This window comes from Ignavibacteriota bacterium (assembly GCA_016218045.1).
Lineage (GTDB): Bacteria > Bacteroidota > Ignavibacteria > SZUA-365 > SZUA-365 > JACRFB01.
Genome location: JACRFB010000044.1, coordinates 1 through 18,579 on the forward strand (window position 1 = coordinate 1; position 18,579 = coordinate 18,579).

Below are 18,579 nucleotides of genomic sequence, written 5' to 3' on the forward strand. Positions count from 1 at the left end.
CCGGCAGTCTGGTACACGAGCCAGGAGGCGAACTCGGCACAGTCCCACGGACCGGTCCACGACGCGTTGTCTTTCGGTGCACTGGCACCCAGGATGTATTTTTCCTTGAGATGTTTGCTACCCAGAGATACGAGTTTACTTCCTTTGGCGTTTGGTGTGTCGGGCATGGGGCGCTCCGGTGGAATGTGGGTAGCTCAGGACTTGTAGCGGCGTTGAATTACTGTGCGCTGAAAATGTGGAGGGCGTGCGACGGAAACAAGAGTACTGCAATGCAGCGAGGTGCTACGAGGTATGGCCGCGTGGCGTGATGCAAGGTTGTGGCAGCGGCTGCACGCCATGTGCTACCGCCATGTTACGGGGACCCGATAGACATCACAGGATGTAATTCCCTGCCGTTCCATGCCATGCCGTGTTGGCCGTGGAGGCGGTCGTAGAAGCCGACTCCATGTACGACGACTTGCACGGGGGCCGGGAGTTCCTTGTATTTGGTGGTAGGTTTTCGGATGTGGTCACTGATCCAGTTCCGTGCCTCCCGGTATTGGGCAGCCCAGGGAGTGGCGGCAACTTCGGCACAATCGGGATCGGGGATCTCGATCACCATGGTGCTGTCGGTGGTCAGGTCTTTTAACACGAGGTGATAGTCCCTGTCCTTCTCAAGTACCATACCGATGAGCCAGGCCTTGACACGGTAGAACTTCATCTCCACACGATTCATGCGTCGATTGTGGCGACTCGGTTTGATGGCTTGGAGTTGGGTTTGTTTACGCACGGAGCTGCGGATCGTATCGTGAAAGTTAATTTTGGGCATGAGCGAGTCGGTGAGGGTCTTTACATCCCAACGCTCGATACCGCAAGATTGAGCTTCCGCACGAATGCCCGTAACTGAGAAACAGAGTACAGCGAAGGCCGCAATGAGAAGCAGTTTGATAAGGATCCGCCGCGGTAGGCGTGTTGCTGTTTGCATGATCATTCCTCGCATGGTACTGCCTTGAGAAAGAACTTTGTGTTCTTTCGGTACACGGGACCGTCCACAACATCCGGTGAACAGCCGTAATCGAAGAGGACAAAGTCCGGACCATCGTAGACGAAGAGTACGTAACTGCCTTTGAGTGGAGTCAACTCCAGCGTGTAGCCACGAAGCACCTCGAGTTCATGAAACCGCTCCTGCTTGCTCAGCAGCGCATAGAGGGAGTCCCGCGTGAAGGTAGCAGGGAGAGAATCACCGTAGGCGCCAAAGACCGCATCCCGCACATCGCGCACGACGGTTTCCACGGGATTGTATTTCGCGATGGCATCTTTTGTCGGGCAGCAGCCACTCAGCCCGGCCAGAAAACCAATACCGATAAGGAGAGATGTGAGAGTTTTCATGGTGTCAGGCCCAGAGAGTTGGTGTGGTGGAATCCGCGGTGCAGCCCGTGTCAAGGTCCCATTCCTTCAGCACCGCGGCAATATTCCCGTTGTCAAGCATTGCGGTGTACAGGGCGAGCCACCCGTCACACACATTACGCACAGTCCGATCGAACACCTCTTCAAAGCTGCTCACACCACCACCGGGCAGTTTCACTTCATCGTAATATTTTTTGCACTGGTCCTGTTGGGTTGCCCGTAATTCCGAACTCTTGGTGTACACGACGGTACCCGGCTTGCCGAGCCCTGCGTGACGGAAGATGGCGGTGACCCCTTTCTCATTATCCGCAACGTCCATCAACGTGCGGAAATACTTGAACCAGGTCTTTGGTTCGGGCCGGGGTGTTTCCGTCGGATATGCGTCCACCAGGAGCTGCTTCCAGAATTCCATTACGTAGTCAAAATGCGCCGACTGAGCACAGTTCCTGAAGCGGTCCGTGTACTCCGCATGTGTGATCTCCTGCCCATCCATGATGGTGTTGAAGAGCAGGGAGTCCTGAACCTTCTCACATTCCCTGTGAGGTGGCCGGTTTGCTTCTACCGTATATGGGCCGACAATGGCCTGAACAACCGGGTGAACGGTTACATCCGTGATGATGTGCGAGGCATACCCCAGAAGCCAGACGAGAGTATACCGGTCCTCGATACGATTTGCCGGCCACAGGGCACGGAGCCCCAAAACACCATTTTCAACCGGCCTGTCTGTCGTCGTGTAGTGCATCGTGTCCGCCCACTTCGATTGTGACCCAAACGGCACGGCATACGGCAGATCAGGCGAGGCCGCACCGAGGTACATCCAGTGCGAGTGTGCGTTGAGGAGCTGCCGGAGTTCGATCGGCAGTTTCTTACAGTTGCGCGCCTTGTAACAGGCCATAAAATGTGTGATGAGACCAGCCATACACTTCTCCTTTCTCTGCAACCGGCAGTTCACATCCACAACCACCGGTGGATGAATGGCGATGTGAAACCCCAAACTCGCCAAAATGTCCTTGTAATTGTTACCCTGCGGGTACTAAGCATGTGAGGCGGTATGCTGTCACTCTCCTGCCCTTGATTGGGAGTGTGCGGCATACTCTTCGAGCTGGAGTTGTGTGGGCTGTCCGCGGTGGAGCTGGCCAATGCCCGTTCGTATTGAAGTCCAACCTAGCTGCGAATAAAATCTACCTCGATTTCGAGGAGAAAGCAACTTCGATACTTGCAAGTCAGTGATAACTGCAGTGAGAAAGCGGGCAACAGTCACCCCCACGAATGTGCGTAGCGAATAACTTGGATGGAATCGTCCGCAACCTATTGCCTCGCGCATCACCAATTGTTAGATTTCTACGCGGGACATTCTATCACTAACCTGGTGCAGCATGAGATTGACCGTGTGGGCTCTTGAAACACTGTTAGAAGATGAAAAGGTTGTTAAACTGCCCAAGGTGTCTTGTGGTCGACTGGGGTAGTACAATCTTGCACAGGAACCTGCTTAACCTGTGAGCCATGTCACAAGAAAGTGTGCTACCAAACGAGATAAGTCCGCAGTAAGACGGTGAAATACTCACACTCAGGTTTCAAAGTTGCACGGCTGCCTTTCTACCCGTTGTATATATATGGCTGGGTATCATTATTCTGCTCAAGGCAATTGCTGGGGAAGAGATCGCAAACATGCGTGCTCTCGGAAATAAATGTGTCGTCAATACACTCTCAGCATTGGCGCCTGCTGAATGGATATCGCTAAGCCCACAGTTTTCACGTAGGCAAAATCACAATAGTAAGTGCCATTGCTCGCGCCTACGCATAATCGACACTCTTTAAGTAATAGGGTCATTACGTTATTTATTCATCCATATATTGTATAAATATTAAGGATTACAATCATGAGAACCGTTGTAAAAATTTCCCCACCTTATCTAACAATTTATGTCAACGGGAATGAGATCCTCCACGAATTGACAAACGACGAGCGCGACGTCATCTTGCCAGAGCTCGTTAGAATCAGTGATCCTAAAAAAACCAAAATTGTGGTTGACATTGCCGAAAATAAACTCAAGAATATTATTGAGAAGGCACGCAGGCGTATTAATCACGGGAAACAAACAACTATGCACACCTCACTTTGCACCCACGACGCAGCCATTAACGACTTAAGCAGCCGTATGTACGGTACAATGCGTATTTCATTAGAATTTGATGGTAACCGAAAATCAGCGTTTGTCGTTACTATTTGCAAAAGAGCCATCTCACTTCTCCAAGGCTATAAAGCATTAATGCATGAGAAGAACTTTGGCTCCTCATTGTCATTGATAAAGGAGCAATACGAGTGTTTAATGCTTTTCTATGCTTCAGATTTGGCAGTGGATCAAACCGTTTTTTTTGATCAGTACTTTGCTGGCAATTCAATAGCAGAAATAACAGATGTAAATAATCGCGCCTTGGATAACAACTATCTTGCAAGCATTGTCAATACGCGATTCAATCTTTCTGACGGATTCGAGGTCTGGCGTCGTGTTAGCAATTATTTTGATGACATTATTATCGCGGCATTCATGCAGCTCACCATCGAAGAAAGAAAAAATACTTTGACTGCGAAAATTGTTGACTACAGGGATACGCGCATCACAACTGCAGAATGGGATAAACAAACGAAAAGCATGATCGCCATCTCTACGATAGTTGCAGAATTAGGCGAATCTTGGACTCATTTACTTAATAACACTCCCACAATAAAGATTGATCCGGGTGTTGGGATATGAACTACCAAAGGCTATGGCGAACTTCTTCCAGTCGAGGTCGTACCTTAAGTTTCCAGAGCCTGCAATTACCACGACGTGGTGAATACACGACCGCATGAAACGCTGGGAGGGCAGACTCCAATTGAGGTGGTTGACGAATACTATCACGAGAACGAAGCCCAAGTGAAGATCCGAACGGCAGCGCGCCTAGAACAACGAAAACAGAATAATATTGAAGGATGTGAGATGTATCAGGTGCCGCCGTGCTGAAGTGAAACTGTTGATCTTCGAACGGCTCGAACAGTTCATTCTATCCCGCAGTCGTTTGGAGATAAACAGCCATACAGTGCTCTAAATCAATTCCACCGTTCTGTTGCGCTAGATTCATAAGACCGCCCGGTCATAACCTATGACGGTCATTCATTACTCGCTTAGGGACTGATGTCATGGCGAGATGAGTGCGACATCTTACTTCAGCGGGCTAGACGAATTTGAATAATAGCATTTTTTACTGCCTCTATTGCCGTTTCGGTTGTCGAATATGTTTCTGAAGCATCGTACTCGCCTGCTTGTAGCAAGGATTTTCGTCGGCACCCAACAGAGGCCACACTCCCGTCGGCACAGATTCGCACTTCTTCTTCTTCTCCCATATTATTTATCCACCGCAACATTAAGTGATGTTCACCTGTTTTATCGAGGATCAACCCGTTACCTCCACCGCTCGATAATGCACTAGTTACGATAGTTCTAAGATCATCGGCAAAGGTGCTCACTTCACACCCCCATCACTCGCACCACCTCATCGCCATAGTGGTTTATCACTTTCACTGCGATTTTGCCGGAGAGGGGTTTGGTGAAGGGGGTGCTGATGGTGCTGTAAAGAGATGCCCAGGCGGCTTCGTCGATGTCGGCGCGGAGGGCACGTTTGAGTTTGTCGTAGGGTTCGTCGGCGCCGGTGAAGTAGGCGTGACGGACAAAGAAGCTTTCGCCATTGTAGTCGGTGTCGATGAACCAGCAGGCGATGTCGTCGGTGGAGGAGTTGCGGATCTGGCCGGTGCTGGGGTCGTAGACATCCATACCCTTGATTTCCACGATAATGCGGCCCTCGTAATCTTCACGTACTTCAACATCGGGTTCGCCGAACACCATAAACAGGTTGCCGGCACCGGTTTTCTTGAGCAGTTCGTCGCCCATGGCAAGATCGGGATTCATCTTTGCGGGCAGCACTGAGTGTCTCCAGGCACCCGACCATGGATCGAGACGCGAGAAAACGAGGCGTTCTTGTTGGCGTGTGTCCTGAACACTTGCCTTCTTGAGATTCTCGAGTATCATGGTGGTGAAGTTCTGCTGCCTGGGCTCCTCCTGCTCGGTGACGGTGCCGTCGATGTTCTCGTCGGCCGTTGCAAGCACACGATGCGGTGAGAGGCATTCACCGTAGCGTCCATTCGAATGGTCCCACGGCCACCAGGTTATCTTGAGCTGTTTTCCCACCTTTTTCTTCTGCTGCACGACCGGCATTAAATACGAACTGACACGTCGGTCCTCAATGAAAGCGTTCGTAGGCCTCACACCATCGATACGGGAATGCCGATTCGGTTTCTCGCAGGGTGCCCTGAGGATATTGCTCCAGTGAGGTGCCAATGGCTTACTTTTTGAGGAATTTGTTGGAAAAGGGGGTGAAAGGCAAGCGTGTGCAATGTTCGCTGGCATTATGCATTCGTATGTACGTCGCTGTCGGCAATACTGTTGGGCTACTTGGTGCAATCGTTTCTGTGATTCGTATTTCGTGCTAACCACCGACAATGCAAATCGTAGGTCAGCTTGCACCGGCTACTGGAATCAGGACTTGGTTGATGAGTGCCTTTTCATCCATGTGCCATGCACTGTCTTCCATCCCGAGCTGTGAATCCCGAGCCCCGCTATCTGGCGCGGGTGGACGAGTGGTAAAAGGTCCATCTTTCGGCCTGCGACCGTGATGCCGTGGTATGTGCCATAGGTCTTGCCGGTCCCGTACTCGGCCAGGCGAGGGCGTGCATCAGATACCCGCGAGAGGAACCACTTCAACGGAAGATCACCGAGTGTTATCAGAGTTTCAGCGCCAGATTCCAACAATTCGGCCAGCAGCTCCTCGCGGCGATTACTTGAAAGACTACGAGGGACGTTCGGGGCAGTGACTGCGGGGAGTCCGAATTTCTTGATCATGGGATCGTAGTTTCGCGCGAGGGCAGCACGCTGAGATGGATTCATGGCCGCATGCGGGTGCATGTCGGCGAGCCAAACAGTGTCGCGGGTCAGCCCGAGTGGCGCGAGGATTCCGTGGTCGAGGGCATCCCCCGAGGGTCCATTAAACCGTGCTTCAGCGGGTTCCAATGTCCCAGCGCCAATTGGGAGTTTGATACGACTGATGATCTTCCTCGCCTCCTTCTGATCACCAGTCCAGAATATCTCCGGTTCACTCGCAACGGCAAGTGCACGGACAAGGATTTTTTCATTGCCGTCCTTCCAGCAGGCATGTACAGCACTGGCATACACGCCGAGGATGAAGACCTTTTTTGGTGAACGGTCTTTCTGTTCGACCTGTTTCACCGGCTGGCCGAAGGGGAAAACTCCGTAGAGAGATGTACTCATTGTCAGTATCCTATTTCAAGTTCGCAATAACCGTAAAGTGCGATGGTGCAGCCAGTGTTGCAGTATCACATGATGATACTTTTCATGTAATCGTTGCCACTGCTTTCACCCTTCTCACTTGAATTTATTCCTCGGCACATTCGGAATTGTACGTCGTGTGAGTGGATGTACGCAGAATCGACTCATCCACAACCACCCATCAGCCTTCGAAATCCGTATGCTCGACAATCCAACGCTGAAGGTTGGGGCCGACCCAGAACGAGTAAATTCCGAGGGTGATGAATATGAGCAACATCCACTTTATCCAGAGCAGGATGAGACCGCCGCCGTGTGCGGTGAAGATGAGACGCCGTCCGTCGATCAGTGTGTGTTTTGTGATCCAGCGCTGTTTCATACACAACGCCCATGGGAAACCCAACCCGGCAGTAAACACCGTGAGTAGGGCGGCCAGTATGGCGGTTCCGAAGTAGGTGCTCACTCCACCGTCAAACGTGAAGTGTGTGGATTTCGACATGAGATGCCTCCGATTTTGGTGTAATGTGCTGTGAATGATTCCGGAACACTATTGTATACAAGATGCGGCGACGTCATGAAATACTGAATATCGCTCCAACGACCGTCTCCCTGTTGTCCGTCTCTGACCCGCGTCAGGCACCGTTGAACGGTGCATGACTTTCTTTCCCTAGGCCGGCTTAGCCACTCATCCGACCCGGCTCGAGATACTTCCTTACTGCGCTGGCGAGATCGTTGAGTAGCATCAGGCGGCCCATCGCGAGTAGTAATACGGGAAAAACATACCCGGGCATTGCACGGAGGAAAGGAGAGACGAAGGGGATACCGACGAATACGTGGTACAGAGCAACTAACAGCAGCACCCAGGTGTACGGACGGCGCCAGCCGATCTTTCTTGCCTCCTGTCGCAGAAACCAACGATCATGTTCAGGAATTTCCGTCCAGCCGGGAATATGTTTTTCACGAAAATAGAGATTCATGCGCCGCTCCTCCGCAGGTACGAGAGCACTGAATGTATAATGGAAATAATACCGATAATTCCGGAATAAAGCGAATCCCGCGTGCCCTGGGAGTTGTTGTCATCTCCGAATGCACATCGTGCCTGCCCCAGTTGAGAGAATGGCCTGAGTATTGAGGGCTTCACGCAGTGCTTGTTACGTATGGCGTGCAGACGCGGTCTGCAACGTCGTGCGTCTGGATGTGTAGGAGTTAGGAGCTAGGAACCGGGAACTCGGAAGTTGACCTGGGTACTTGGTATGATGCCGCGAAAGCGGTCATCTGCCATGTCGCGCGCAACCGGGAGGGTATTCCGCCGTATATACCCGCGTAGCGATACTACTCCATCGCTCTCCACCCTCAGAGAATCCCGGGATTCCGAGATATTTTCCCGATCCCGCGAAGCACACATTCCATCCCTGCCCTACTTCCCAGTTCCTATTTCCATCTGCCCAGTTCCCAGCTCCTAGCTCCTAGCTCCCAGTTCCCAATTCCTAGCTCCTACTTCCTCGTTCCCTCCGCAGCACAACAAACACATCCGTCCAGCAATGAAACTCCGCCTCCTTCCCCTGCTCCTGCTCCTGTCACTCGCGTCCTGCGGTTTCGAGGAGATGGTCACGCCATCCGGCATGTACGTGTCGACGAATCGAAGTGTGCAGCCCTTCACGAAGGTGAGTGTGGAGAACGGCTTCACGCTGCTGCTGACGCCGGGGGATTCGCTGGCGCTGCGCATCGAGACGTACGAAAACATGCAGCACTACGTCACGACGCGCGTCGTGAACGGCACGCTCATCGTGGACGAGGCCGAGGGCTACGACATCGTGGGTGATGCGCGCGTGGTGGTGCACGTCACCTGCCGCACGCTGGAGGCGATCACGTCGAGCGGCGGGAGCGCGGTGCGCACACTCGGCACCTTCGCGGGCCGCACCATGCAGGTGAACGTCAGCGGCGGCGGAACGCTGAACGCCGACCTCGACTACGACCGTGTGTACACGCTGCTCGCAGGCGGCAGCGTGGCGCAACTGCACGGACGCACGCGTCTCTTCGACGCCTACTGCTCCGGCGGCAGCGTGATCGACGCGCCCGACTTCGTCACCGCCGCGTGCACACTCGACATGTCGGGCGGCAGCACCGCCGACGTGCGCGTCGACTCACTCCTCTCCGTCAATGCCTCCGGCGGCAGCCGCGTCACCTATCGCGGCTCGGCGCAGCTCGATAAAATTGTCACGACAGGCGGATCGATGGTGGTGCATCGATAGATCGGGGGCGGGAGAGCGGGACAGCGGGAGAGCGGAACAGCGGGAGAGCGGAACAGCGGGAGAGCGGAACAACGAAATAGTGTCTCGCTGAGCGGAGTCGAAGCGCGACGGGAGAGCGGGACAGCGGGAGAGCGGGACAGCGGGAGAGCGGGACAGCGGGAGAGCGGGACAGCGAAATAGTGTCTCGCTGAGCGGAGTCGAAGCGCGACGGAACAGCGGGAGAGCGGGACAGCGGGAGAGCGGGAGAGCGGGACAGCGGGAGCGCGGGACAGCGGGAGAGCGGGACAGCGGGAGCGCGGAACAACGAAATAGTGTCTCGCTGAGCGGAGTCGAAGCGCGACGGGAGAGCGGGACAGCGGGACAGCGGGACAGCGGTGTATCGCCTAGATATGCGGGGCGAAGAACTACACTCCCGTCCCGCCCGGCTCGAGGTACTTCCTCACAGCACGAGCGAGATTGTCGAGATGCATCAGGCGGCCTGCCACGACAATTAATACGGGAAGCAAAATGCGCCCGGGCGATGCGTCGAGGATGGGAGATACGTAGGGAATCCCGACAATGATATGGTATAGAACAAGCAGCCACAGTACCCATGTGTGTGGGCGGCGCCAACCGATATTCTGTGCCTCCTGCCGCAGGTACCATCGATCTTGCTGCGGGATGTCTGTCCAGCCGGGAATGTGCTTTTCACGCAGATAAAGATTCATGCGCCGGTCCTCCGCAGGGTCGAGTGCATCGAGTGTATAGGGAAAATAATACTGATTATTCAGGATTAAAGCGAGGGGGATCACGCGAGCGGGGGCCACTGCGGAACTCCCCCTGCCCCCTCTTGGAAAGAGGGGGTATCGGCCTTTATTGGTCGCGGGAATAGACGGGATGTGCACGAATGACGCGGTGCGGAAATGATATGGAACGGACGTGCGGAAGGCGCCCGGTCGGCCGGGACGGCCGACCGTGGAGGCGTCGATGCGCCATGCACTCGGGTCGGCCGGGGACGGCCGACCGTAGAGGCATGGATGCGTCGTGGGCTTGGGTCGGCCGGGGACGGCCGACCGTGGATGCATCGTTGTGCCGCGGACATCGGCGCGGCCGGGACGGCCGCGCTGGATATTATTCGGGCAGTATCATCGTGCTGTGATAGTTGCCGTGATCACAGGCGTAGCGCGCGACGGCGAGGATGTCGTCGGGGGTCACGGCCGAAAGACGGCGCGTCACGTCGGCGATGTCGATGGCGCGACGGTACACGAGCAGATCTTTCCCAAGACGGCTCATGCGTGTGCTCATGCTCTCGAGACCGATGAGCATACCGCCGATGGCCTGCTCGCGTGTGCGCGTGAGTTCACGCGGCGAGATCGGGCGCGTGGCGATGAGATCGAGTTCGCGACGCAATATGTCGCGGCAGCGGTCGATGGCAGAGGCCTCGGCGCTGGTGTACACGCCGAACACACCCGCGTCTTCGTACAATGTCAGAAAGCTGTACACCGCGTAGGCCACACCGTGACGCTCGCGCACTCGCTGGAACAGACGCGATCCCATGCCCTCGCCGAGCAGTGTGTTGAGCATCGTGAGTGCGTGGCTGTCGCTGTGGCGCAAGCCCGGCACGCGCAAGCCCGCGATGTAATGGGCCTGCTGTACGGACTTCACACTGCTGTGATGACTCGGCGCGCGCCGGGAAGGCGGCCGCCTCCTGCGTGGCGTGCCCGCGGGCAGATCGGCCAGGGCCTCCTCACACAACGCCACCAGCAGCTCGTGATCCACATTGCCCGCCGCCGCGATCACGAGATTCGCCGCGGTGTATTCGCGGTGTATAAAGGCCCGCAGAGTCTCGCGTTCGAGTCCGTTCACACTCTCGGCCGTGCCTATCACGGGACGCCCGAGCGGATGTCGGCCGAAGAGCTGCTCCTCGAAAAAATCGTTGATGATGTCCTCGGGATCGTCCTCGATGCTGCGCATCTCCTCGGCGATCACCTGCTTCTCCTTCACAATCTCGCGTTCGGGGAAGGTGGGATGAATGACGAGATCGGCCAGCAGATCCACCGCGCGCGGCAAATGGCGGTCGAGCACGCGCGCATAATAGCAGGTGGCGTCCTTGCCGGTAAACGCGTTTACGTAGCCACCCACGGATTCAAGGTAATGCGCGATGTGATGGGTGCGCCGGCGCTCGGTGCCCTTGAACACGGCGTGTTCGATGAAGTGTGATATGCCTCCCTCGTCCGGCGCCTCGTCGCGGCTGCCGACGTTGATCCAGAAGCCGAGGGCCACCGAACGGACGGATGCGACGGACTCGCTCACCACAGGCACGCCGTTTGGCAGCACGGTGGTGTTGATACGCTCGGACGCGGTGCCGCCGCGTGTGGTATCGAAGGGATTCGCGTGAAGGCGCGCGGTCATGACACGGTTCGGGAAGTGATGCGGGTCCGCGATGTATGCCGCCGCGGCGCCGCGCGCTCAGGAGTCCCCGCGCTCCGTCGCCGTGAGAAAAAGACAGTATCCACCCTGCTTGTCGATTCCGTCAAGACAGGGAAACACGGCAAGCAGTGCCGCGCCTTCGGTGCCGTCGCCGCGTACAAAGGTGACGGGCACGCGTTTCTTTTCCGCGGCGACAGCCGCAAAATCGAGAGATGCGGCGTCCACAATCAGATCCGCACACACGATACCGTTGTGTTTCGGCATATCGCGCTGGAACAAGGCCTGCGCGGAGGCGGACCATCCTGTCACGGCGCCCCGTGCATCGATGTACAACACGGCGGCCTTGCCGCAGTCACATGCGAAGGAATCGAGCGCGGCGCGCGCGCAGTCGCGGGCGTTCTCGGCCTCTTTCAGTCGCGTGGCATCCTGTATGCTGATGCGCACGCCGATCTGTCGTCCGCGGCGCGTAATCACGGGCTGCCACGAGGCGATGGCCCAGCGTTCGACGGCGTCCTTGCGGATGAACTTGTATTCCACGTCGCTGCCGGTCTTGCCGGTCATAGCGCGTTTTCGATCCATGCGGAAGCGGCGGCGCGAATCGGGATGTATCACCTCTTCCATCGTGACACGTCCTTCGAGGAATTCCGCCGGCGCATAGCCGGTGATCTTTTCGCAGGCCGGACTGATATGCTCGAAACGCCCGTCGACATTGAGCCAGAACTCGAGACTCGTCGTCAGATCGGTGATGATGTGCATACGCTCGTGTGCCTCGTGCAGAAGCTTCCTGTACTTGTTCTTCTGCGCGGCCATAAGTTGAAGGACGTTCTCCCGTTGGGGCTTCGTCAGATTCAACTTTTCCAGGATAACCTGGCGGCGTTTCTTTTGCATAGAGCGGGTGTGTCCGTCGCGGCTGGAATTGGAGAATGTTCCCAACCGTCTGGAGATTGTCGGGTGCAGGGTTGCACTGCAATGTACAGCGATTTTCCTTCACCAAACAACAGGATGTGATAGTCTGGTGTTATGGAATTGCGGTCCTGCGCAGACCGCGCGCGGCACGTCTGTTTACGCGAGGGCGCGTCGCAGCGTGTCGCGCAGGCCCGAGAAGCGGCGCGCGATGCGTTCGTTGCGCACGGCGGTCGCGAGGGCCTGGCGCTGACCGACAAGCACCAGCAGCGAGCGCGCGCGGGTCATGGCGGTGTAGAGCAGGTTGCGCTGCAACATGATGCGGTGCTGCAGTACGAGGGGCAGCACCACCACGTCGTATTCGCTGCCCTGGCTCTTGTGTATGGTGATGGCGTAGGCGTGTACGAGGTCGGCGAGTTCCTCGAACGAATACGCGACCACGCGTCCGTCGTCGAAGGACACGATCGCGCGCGACTCCTCGGGATCGACGGCGCTGATGATGCCGATGTCGCCGTTGAACACGTCCTTCTCGTAATCGTTGCGCACCTGCATCACCTTGTCGCCGATGTGCCAGGTCTGCTCGCCCTTGCGGTACACCACGCGGCCGTGCGGATTCAATTCTGCGCGCAGCGCGGCGTTCAGCGCGGCGACTCCCGCGGCAGTGCCGTGCATCGGCGTCAGCACCTGTATGTGCGACACGGGTTCAAAGCCCATCTCGCGCGGGATCCTATGCGCCACGATGTCGCGCACGAGCGCGGCGGTTTCCTCGGGTGTTTCGGCGTCCACAAAAAACGTGTCGCGTTCGAACACGGGCATAAATCCCTCGCGCACGCGGTGCGCGTTCGACACGATACGGCTGTCCACGCCCTGCCGGTAGTTGAGATGCAACGCCGTGGTCTCGGCGCAGCCCGCGTCGATGATATCGCGCAGCACATTGCCCGGACCGACGGAGGGAAGCTGATCCACATCACCCACAAGCACAACACGCGCCGGATCGGGCACGGCGTCGAGCAGCGCGGCCATGAGTTGTATATCGACCATCGACATCTCGTCGACGATGAGCACATCGACCTCGAGGCGGTTGTCGGCATTGCGCTGAAAGCCGCGTGTGGCGGGATCCACTTCGAGCAGACGATGGATGGTTTTGGCCTCGAAGCCGGCGAGTTCACTGAGGCGTTTCGCGGCGCGTCCCGTGGGCGCGCAGAGCGCGGGCCGCAGCTCGAGCGCGCGCGCGGCGGCGATGATACCCGCAATGCTGCTGGTCTTGCCCGTGCCCGGTCCGCCGGTGACGACGGTCATCGGACCCGCCAGCGCCTTGTGTACGGCTTCGCTCTGCACGGGCGCAAACTCCCACGAGCGCCGTTTTTCGAGATCGCGGAGCACGCCCTCGACGGCGAGATGATCCACCGCACGCGGACCTTTCGCGGTGAGACGTCGCACGTCGGCAACCACCGCATGTTCCGCCGCGAGCAATTCGGGCAGATACACGGCGTCGTCCTCGTGCGCAAGCAGGCCCTCGCGCAGCGTCTCACCCAGTGCGCCGCGCACGGCCTCGGTGTCGCCCTCGAGCAGCGCGGTGGCGGCATGTATCAACTGTTCGGACGGAAGAAACGTGTGCCCGTTGCTTCGGGCGGCTTCGCCGAGAGTGTACACGAGTCCGGCGCGCAGGCGTTTCGGGTGATTTGCATCGATGCCCAAACCGCGCGCAATGCGGTCGGCGGTGACAAAGCCGATGCCGTCCACCTCCTCGATCATACGGTAGGGATCCGCGCGCAGCAATGGCACGGCTTCTGCGCCGTAGGCGCGGAAGATGGCGACCGCGTGTCCGCCCGCCGCACCGTGGCTTTTGAGGAACACCATCACCGCGGCCACGCCGCGCTGTTCCTCCCAGGCCCGGCGTATTCCCGCGAGCTTTTTCGGACCTATGCCTCCGATTTCCGCAAGGCGTCCGGGTTCGGCGTCGAGCACATGCAGCGTGTCGGTTCCGAAGCGTCGCACGATGGCGTGTGCGAGAGCGGGTCCGATACCCGGCAGCACGCCCGACGAGATATAGCGTTCGATGCCCTCGGAGGTGACGGGATACGCGACCTGGTAGGAGGTCCACTTGAACTGTTTCCCGTAGCGCGGATGCTGCACCCAGCCGCCGGTGAATTCGAAGCTGTCGCCCACGGCGGGACCGAGCATTTCGCCCGTTGCGACGATGGGAAAGAGTTCGTTTTCCACGTCGAAGCGTCCGACCGTGAAGCCGGTATCGGCATTGTGGAACACGATGCTGCGCAGCGTGCCGCGCAGCGTTTCCGCGCCTTGCCTTTCGTCGCCGTTTCGAGTATCATCAAACGGTCGTTCGTCCATCATTCCGCCGGGGTCAGACATGAAATTCCATACCGAATATCTCACCTTTCAGACGAAAAAACACCGCGAGTACATCAACATCACAGGCGAGGTCGAAAACATACTCCGCCGCAGCGGCATACAGGAGGGCATGGCGCTGGTAAGTGCGATGCACATCACCGCGGCCGTGTACGTCAACGACGCCGAAAGCGGGCTCATACAGGACATCGACGAGTGGCTGGAGCAGCTCGCGCCCTTTAATCCCGATTACCGGCATCACCGTACGGGCGAAAGTAACGGCGACGCACACTTGAAATCACTGCTCATGCATCACGAGGTGATTGTGCCGATCACGAAGGGCGAACTCGACTTCGGTCCCTGGCAGCAGATCTATTACGCCGAATTCGACGGGCAGAGGAAGAAGCGACTCATTGTGAAGATCATGGGAGAGTGACTCAACGCCGGATCATCACAGGAGGAACGGAGGTAACGGAGGCATTTCCTTTCTCTCAGCTTGATCTCACTCGCGTGGGATGCGACATCCTCACAGGAGGAACGGAGGTAACGGAGGCATTTTCTTTCTTTTCAGCTTTTACACAATCGCGTGGGATTCGACGTCATCACAGGAGCATAGTTCAGCTATTTGAAAAAGTCTCCGTTACCTCCGTTACTCCTGTGAATATCCACTCACTTTCGCATGGGAGTCGACATCATCACAGGAGCATAGTTCAGCTATTTGAAAAAGTCTCTGTTACCTCCGTTCCTCCTGTGAGCATCCACCTACCGCTTCACCACACTCCGCGACAGCACACGCCCCTGCACTGCTGCGGTGACGAAGTACAGTCCCGCGGGGTGTGATGAGAGATCGTAGGTCACGGTCTGTTCGCCGTGTGCCTTGCGCGAGGTGGTGCCGGTGATTGTCTGGCCGAGAACAGAAACGAGGCGGATGTCGGCCGGTTTGTCTGAGGTGCCGCGCAGTGTGACGGTGAGCTCATTCGTGACGGGATTCGGATACACGTCGAGCCAGACGGATCCGGGAACGGGGACACCGTTGAGGCCCGTGAGTATAAGGTCGATGATGTCGGACGCCGATAGGCATCCGTATTCATTTGTGACATGCACCTGATAGCCGCCCTTTGACGTCGCCACATAACTCTGTTGCACCGCGCCCGATATTCGTGTGCCGTCCTTGTACCATTGATATGTCCGGTATTGCTGTGTCATCAGTGTGTCGCCCGACCGTGTGATGGTGGGTTTCACCGGAGCAGGTACAACGGTGGTTCGCACCGTGTCGGAGTACCCGTAACAACCCTCCGCACTTTTCACCCGCACCCACCAGGTTCCGGCGGTGCGGACATTTATCGAGTGCGTGAGCTCACCGGAATTCCAGAGGTATTCGGCATATGATCCAACGTCGAGCGTGGTGTAACTCCCTTCACAAAGTCTCAGTCCATTGAGTGGCATGATACGCGGCGCGGGGGCAGGCGTCGGAAGCATCGCGATTACGATGGGTGGCGCAGTTCCTCGGCGTCCGTACTGATCCGTGACCGTGACAACATACATGCCCGCGCTGTGCACGACAATGGTGCGTGTGCGTTCGCCCGTACTCCAGATATAACTACTGTATCCGTCGCCCGCGTCGAGTTCCACACTTCCGCCCGGACAGAGACGCAGCGATCCGAGCGGTGTGATGACAGGTGCGGGCGGCCGTGTGAGTGCCGGGACCGCCAGCTCTATCGCTGTCCGACAAATCTCCACGGTGTCGCGCCGTGTCACACATTCAAGCACGAGTCGCGTGTCAACCGGCTGTTTGTCGCTGCGGACATACCACAACGCAGTCGCGCTCTGCCCTGGATCAACAGGCAACGGTGAAAGCTCCTTGCGTGCCGTGCCTGAATTGTCTGGCGAGACGAGGCGTATGCCTGGGGGCAGGAGCAACTCCACACTCAGCCGGTCTTGCACGGTTGTTGTCGTGTTGCGCACGATGGCTTTCACCGGTACGGGATCGGGTGCATACGTCCGGTTCCGAAAGTCCGCGACCAGGCGCGGCGCCTGCAGCGTACATAGGACCTCGTACTCCGATTTCGGGATCACGATGTCGTGTGTACACTGTCGCGCAATGCCATCCTCGTACAGTGTGGTGAAGGTGATGCTGCTGATGGCGGAGTCGGAGCGTGGACGGGCACACAGACTCCATGTTGCTGATACCGTGTCATTCGGCTGCAACGTGGACGGTGTCACGGCGATGGTGTCGGATGCGGGTGACATCCGCAGGAAATCTGCCTTGATATAGTCGATCACAACACGCGTGTTGCGGGCAGCTTTCCGCCCCAGGTTCCGAACATGTGCGGAAACGGCGACGTTCTCAGGCACGTACGTGGCGCGTGGCACCGACCAGCCGAGTGAATCAGGTCCGGATGTTGTGCACGCAACATCGGGGTAGGATGTGGTAAAACACAGGCGTCCCGATGACAGCACGGGTTGGAAACACCCTGTCTCGAAAACCAATGATTCCACGTCGATGGGTGTACACAGCGTATCAACGGGCTGTTGAACCGCCTCGAAGAGCAGCTCGGCAAGCAACGACGGGGCAGGAGCCGTCCGCAACAAGGTCGGTGTCATTGTCTGCACTGTCACCCCACCGGGAACTGGTGTCACTTGCAGAGGTACGTTCTCGAGCAACGATCCGGGGGGAGCCTGCACGCCGATGCACCGTACAATCTTCTCGTCGAAACGCACGTGGAATGTGGCACGATGAAATGGGGTATTATCGGGGAGCGGAGTGAACAGCTCGATCGGCATTGCCATGGCTGGTTGCACGTGTACGGTATGTGCGGAACATCCCACAACGACAGACAAGGTGGTGGATGTATCCTTCGTAACTGTGTATGTCCTCCTTTTTGAATCGCTCCCCTGGCAGATGTTCAGAACAGAAAAATCTACGGTGCGCGTGCCGCCATCCAGGCATCTGCCCTGATACGTGATGAGACATTCGCCGCCTCCACCATAAATGATCGTGGAGATCTCCTCAAATATCTTGATCAGTTGCGTAGGGTTCATCGTTGCATAGAATCGACCACCTGTCTGATCCGCTATGTTTTGCAAGATGTCTGACTGAATGCTTGTTCCGAGTCCTATCGTATACACCCGGATGCGGTGCTTGTTTGCGAGAGCGATTATCTCAGCCGGACTGTGCGTACTCGAATTATCGCCGCCGTCGGTCATGGCTACAACGCCGCGGCATGGGTTCACGCCGTTCTCGATCAGGTGTTGCACCCCGGTAAAGATGCCATCCCACACAGCGGTTGCGCCGCTGGTAGGGAGCGCATTGATCGCATTGTGCAGCAGGTCCTTGTATACAGTCATCGGCTGGGCGATGGTCGCCGATGTAGAGTACCAGATGATCGCGGACTCGTCGTTGCGGCCGTCCATGAGATCAATAAACCTGTTGCCCGCTGCCTTTACTCCGATGTTTCCAGATCCCGCCATTGAGCCGGACGCATCAAGCACCAGCACCGTCGAATTAGCGCAATCAAGCCCTTCTGGAGTCCAGAAATTAAAGGTGCTGACGTCGACGCCATCCTCCTGCACGCGGACATCGCCACTATTCTCGATCCACACGCGCTGTCCACCACACTCAACCGTGAACCACAGTTCGATGGTCGGCCAGTTGTTCACAATTCGCTTGAAATTGAGCTGCGGCTGCGCCACAACCGTGATCGGGAACAATACAACAACCACAATCAGGAAATCCCGATACACAGTACGCATCACACCTCCGATACAATTCGTCCTGTTGAGATTACCCGATGGATGTTGAAAGTAACAACGTGGAAAGTGGAAAGTAAAAACGGCTACTTCGCGTGGGACTCGACGTCATCACAGGAGCATAGCAAGGGTATTTGAAAAAGTCTCCGTTA

Annotated in this window: 17 protein-coding genes; 3 read left to right on the forward strand and 14 right to left on the reverse strand. The window is 56.8% G+C overall.

Annotated elements, in window-relative coordinates; genetic code table 11:
- From HY962_11525 to HY962_11540, 4 genes are all read right to left on the reverse strand, one after another.
- Window positions 1-167 (reverse strand): hypothetical protein (locus HY962_11525; GenBank protein ID MBI5647552.1); only part of this gene is annotated, 167 nt, incomplete at its 3' end.
- Window positions 168-352: 185 nt separating this feature from the next.
- Window positions 353-715, reverse strand: a complete 363-nt coding sequence (locus HY962_11530; GenBank protein ID MBI5647553.1) for a hypothetical protein — start codon at window positions 713-715, stop codon at window positions 353-355.
- Between the two features lie 251 nt (window positions 716-966).
- Window positions 967-1,368, reverse strand: coding sequence for a hypothetical protein (locus tag HY962_11535; protein ID MBI5647554.1), 402 nt, complete (start codon window positions 1,366-1,368; stop codon window positions 967-969).
- A 4-nt stretch (window positions 1,369-1,372) separates the two neighbouring features.
- Window positions 1,373-2,305 (reverse strand): zinc dependent phospholipase C family protein, encoded by a 933-nt coding sequence (locus HY962_11540; GenBank protein MBI5647555.1) that lies wholly within the window; start codon window positions 2,303-2,305, stop codon window positions 1,373-1,375.
- 961 nt (window positions 2,306-3,266) lie between these two features.
- Between HY962_11540 and HY962_11545 the strand changes: the two genes are divergently transcribed.
- The gene (locus tag HY962_11545; protein MBI5647556.1) at window positions 3,267-4,142 is read left to right on the forward strand and encodes a hypothetical protein; all 876 of its coding nucleotides are present in this window, start codon (window positions 3,267-3,269) and stop codon (window positions 4,140-4,142) included.
- Between the two features lie 452 nt (window positions 4,143-4,594).
- On the opposite strand, the gene HY962_11550 is transcribed toward HY962_11545, so the two are convergent.
- From HY962_11550 to HY962_11570, 5 genes are all read right to left on the reverse strand, one after another.
- The gene (locus HY962_11550) at window positions 4,595-4,894 is read right to left on the reverse strand and encodes a hypothetical protein (GenBank protein ID MBI5647557.1); all 300 of its coding nucleotides are present in this window, start codon (window positions 4,892-4,894) and stop codon (window positions 4,595-4,597) included.
- A gap of 1 nt (window position 4,895) precedes the next feature.
- Window positions 4,896-5,639 carry a hypothetical protein gene (locus HY962_11555; GenBank protein MBI5647558.1) on the reverse strand — a complete coding sequence of 248 codons (744 nt, stop codon included), beginning with the start codon at window positions 5,637-5,639 and terminating at the stop codon, window positions 4,896-4,898.
- Window positions 5,640-5,960: 321 nt separating this feature from the next.
- Window positions 5,961-6,749 (reverse strand): hypothetical protein, encoded by a 789-nt coding sequence (locus HY962_11560; GenBank protein ID MBI5647559.1) that lies wholly within the window; start codon window positions 6,747-6,749, stop codon window positions 5,961-5,963.
- Between the two features lie 199 nt (window positions 6,750-6,948).
- Window positions 6,949-7,263, reverse strand: coding sequence for a DUF898 family protein (locus tag HY962_11565; protein MBI5647560.1), 315 nt, complete (start codon window positions 7,261-7,263; stop codon window positions 6,949-6,951).
- 178 nt (window positions 7,264-7,441) lie between these two features.
- Window positions 7,442-7,741, reverse strand: a complete 300-nt coding sequence (locus HY962_11570; GenBank protein MBI5647561.1) for a hypothetical protein — start codon at window positions 7,739-7,741, stop codon at window positions 7,442-7,444.
- A gap of 564 nt (window positions 7,742-8,305) precedes the next feature.
- Here HY962_11570 and HY962_11575 point away from each other — a divergent pair.
- The gene (locus HY962_11575) at window positions 8,306-9,016 is read left to right on the forward strand and encodes a DUF2807 domain-containing protein (GenBank protein ID MBI5647562.1); all 711 of its coding nucleotides are present in this window, start codon (window positions 8,306-8,308) and stop codon (window positions 9,014-9,016) included.
- Window positions 9,017-9,420: 404 nt separating this feature from the next.
- On the opposite strand, the gene HY962_11580 is transcribed toward HY962_11575, so the two are convergent.
- The 4 genes from HY962_11580 to HY962_11595 form a co-directional block, all read right to left on the reverse strand.
- The gene (locus HY962_11580) at window positions 9,421-9,822 is read right to left on the reverse strand and encodes a hypothetical protein (protein MBI5647563.1); all 402 of its coding nucleotides are present in this window, start codon (window positions 9,820-9,822) and stop codon (window positions 9,421-9,423) included.
- Between the two features lie 304 nt (window positions 9,823-10,126).
- Window positions 10,127-11,407 (reverse strand): insulinase family protein, encoded by a 1,281-nt coding sequence (locus HY962_11585; protein ID MBI5647564.1) that lies wholly within the window; start codon window positions 11,405-11,407, stop codon window positions 10,127-10,129.
- 57 nt (window positions 11,408-11,464) lie between these two features.
- On the reverse strand, window positions 11,465-12,313 hold the full coding sequence (locus tag HY962_11590) for a PAS domain-containing protein (protein ID MBI5647565.1): 849 nt from the start codon (window positions 12,311-12,313) through the stop codon (window positions 11,465-11,467).
- 174 nt (window positions 12,314-12,487) lie between these two features.
- Entirely contained in the window at window positions 12,488-14,701 is a 2,214-nt protein-coding gene (locus HY962_11595) for an ATP-dependent RecD-like DNA helicase (protein MBI5647566.1), read from the reverse strand.
- On the opposite strand from HY962_11595, the gene HY962_11600 reads away from it, so the two are divergent.
- A complete protein-coding gene (locus HY962_11600) occupies window positions 14,700-15,113 on the forward strand; it encodes a YjbQ family protein (protein ID MBI5647567.1) in 414 nt (137 codons plus the stop codon). The genes HY962_11595 and HY962_11600 overlap by 2 nt on opposite strands.
- A gap of 326 nt (window positions 15,114-15,439) precedes the next feature.
- On the opposite strand, the gene HY962_11605 is transcribed toward HY962_11600, so the two are convergent.
- Window positions 15,440-18,430 (reverse strand): VWA domain-containing protein, encoded by a 2,991-nt coding sequence (locus HY962_11605; GenBank protein ID MBI5647568.1) that lies wholly within the window; start codon window positions 18,428-18,430, stop codon window positions 15,440-15,442.
- Window positions 18,431-18,579: the final 149 nt, after the last annotated feature.

What these genes read in the sequence shown, in the direction of transcription:
- HY962_11530 (MBI5647553.1), bottom strand. Translation starts at nt 715, where the DNA reads ATGAATCGTGTGGAGATGAAGTTCTACCGTGTCAAGGCCTGGCTCATC.
- HY962_11535 (MBI5647554.1), bottom strand. Translation starts at nt 1,368, where the DNA reads ATGAAAACTCTCACATCTCTCCTTATCGGTATTGGTTTTCTGGCCGGG.
- HY962_11540 (MBI5647555.1), bottom strand. Translation starts at nt 2,305, where the DNA reads ATGGCTGGTCTCATCACACATTTTATGGCCTGTTACAAGGCGCGCAAC.
- HY962_11545 (MBI5647556.1), top strand. Translation starts at nt 3,267, where the DNA reads ATGAGAACCGTTGTAAAAATTTCCCCACCTTATCTAACAATTTATGTC.
- HY962_11555 (MBI5647558.1), bottom strand. Translation starts at nt 5,639, where the DNA reads ATGCCGGTCGTGCAGCAGAAGAAAAAGGTGGGAAAACAGCTCAAGATA.
- HY962_11560 (MBI5647559.1), bottom strand. Translation starts at nt 6,749, where the DNA reads ATGAGTACATCTCTCTACGGAGTTTTCCCCTTCGGCCAGCCGGTGAAA.
- HY962_11565 (MBI5647560.1), bottom strand. Translation starts at nt 7,263, where the DNA reads ATGTCGAAATCCACACACTTCACGTTTGACGGTGGAGTGAGCACCTAC.
- HY962_11570 (MBI5647561.1), bottom strand. Translation starts at nt 7,741, where the DNA reads ATGAATCTCTATTTTCGTGAAAAACATATTCCCGGCTGGACGGAAATT.
- HY962_11575 (MBI5647562.1), top strand. Translation starts at nt 8,306, where the DNA reads ATGAAACTCCGCCTCCTTCCCCTGCTCCTGCTCCTGTCACTCGCGTCC.
- HY962_11585 (MBI5647564.1), bottom strand. Translation starts at nt 11,407, where the DNA reads ATGACCGCGCGCCTTCACGCGAATCCCTTCGATACCACACGCGGCGGC.
- HY962_11590 (MBI5647565.1), bottom strand. Translation starts at nt 12,313, where the DNA reads ATGCAAAAGAAACGCCGCCAGGTTATCCTGGAAAAGTTGAATCTGACG.
- HY962_11600 (MBI5647567.1), top strand. Translation starts at nt 14,700, where the DNA reads ATGAAATTCCATACCGAATATCTCACCTTTCAGACGAAAAAACACCGC.
- HY962_11595 (MBI5647566.1), bottom strand. Translation starts at nt 14,701, where the DNA reads ATGTCTGACCCCGGCGGAATGATGGACGAACGACCGTTTGATGATACT.
- HY962_11605 (MBI5647568.1), bottom strand. Translation starts at nt 18,430, where the DNA reads ATGCGTACTGTGTATCGGGATTTCCTGATTGTGGTTGTTGTATTGTTC.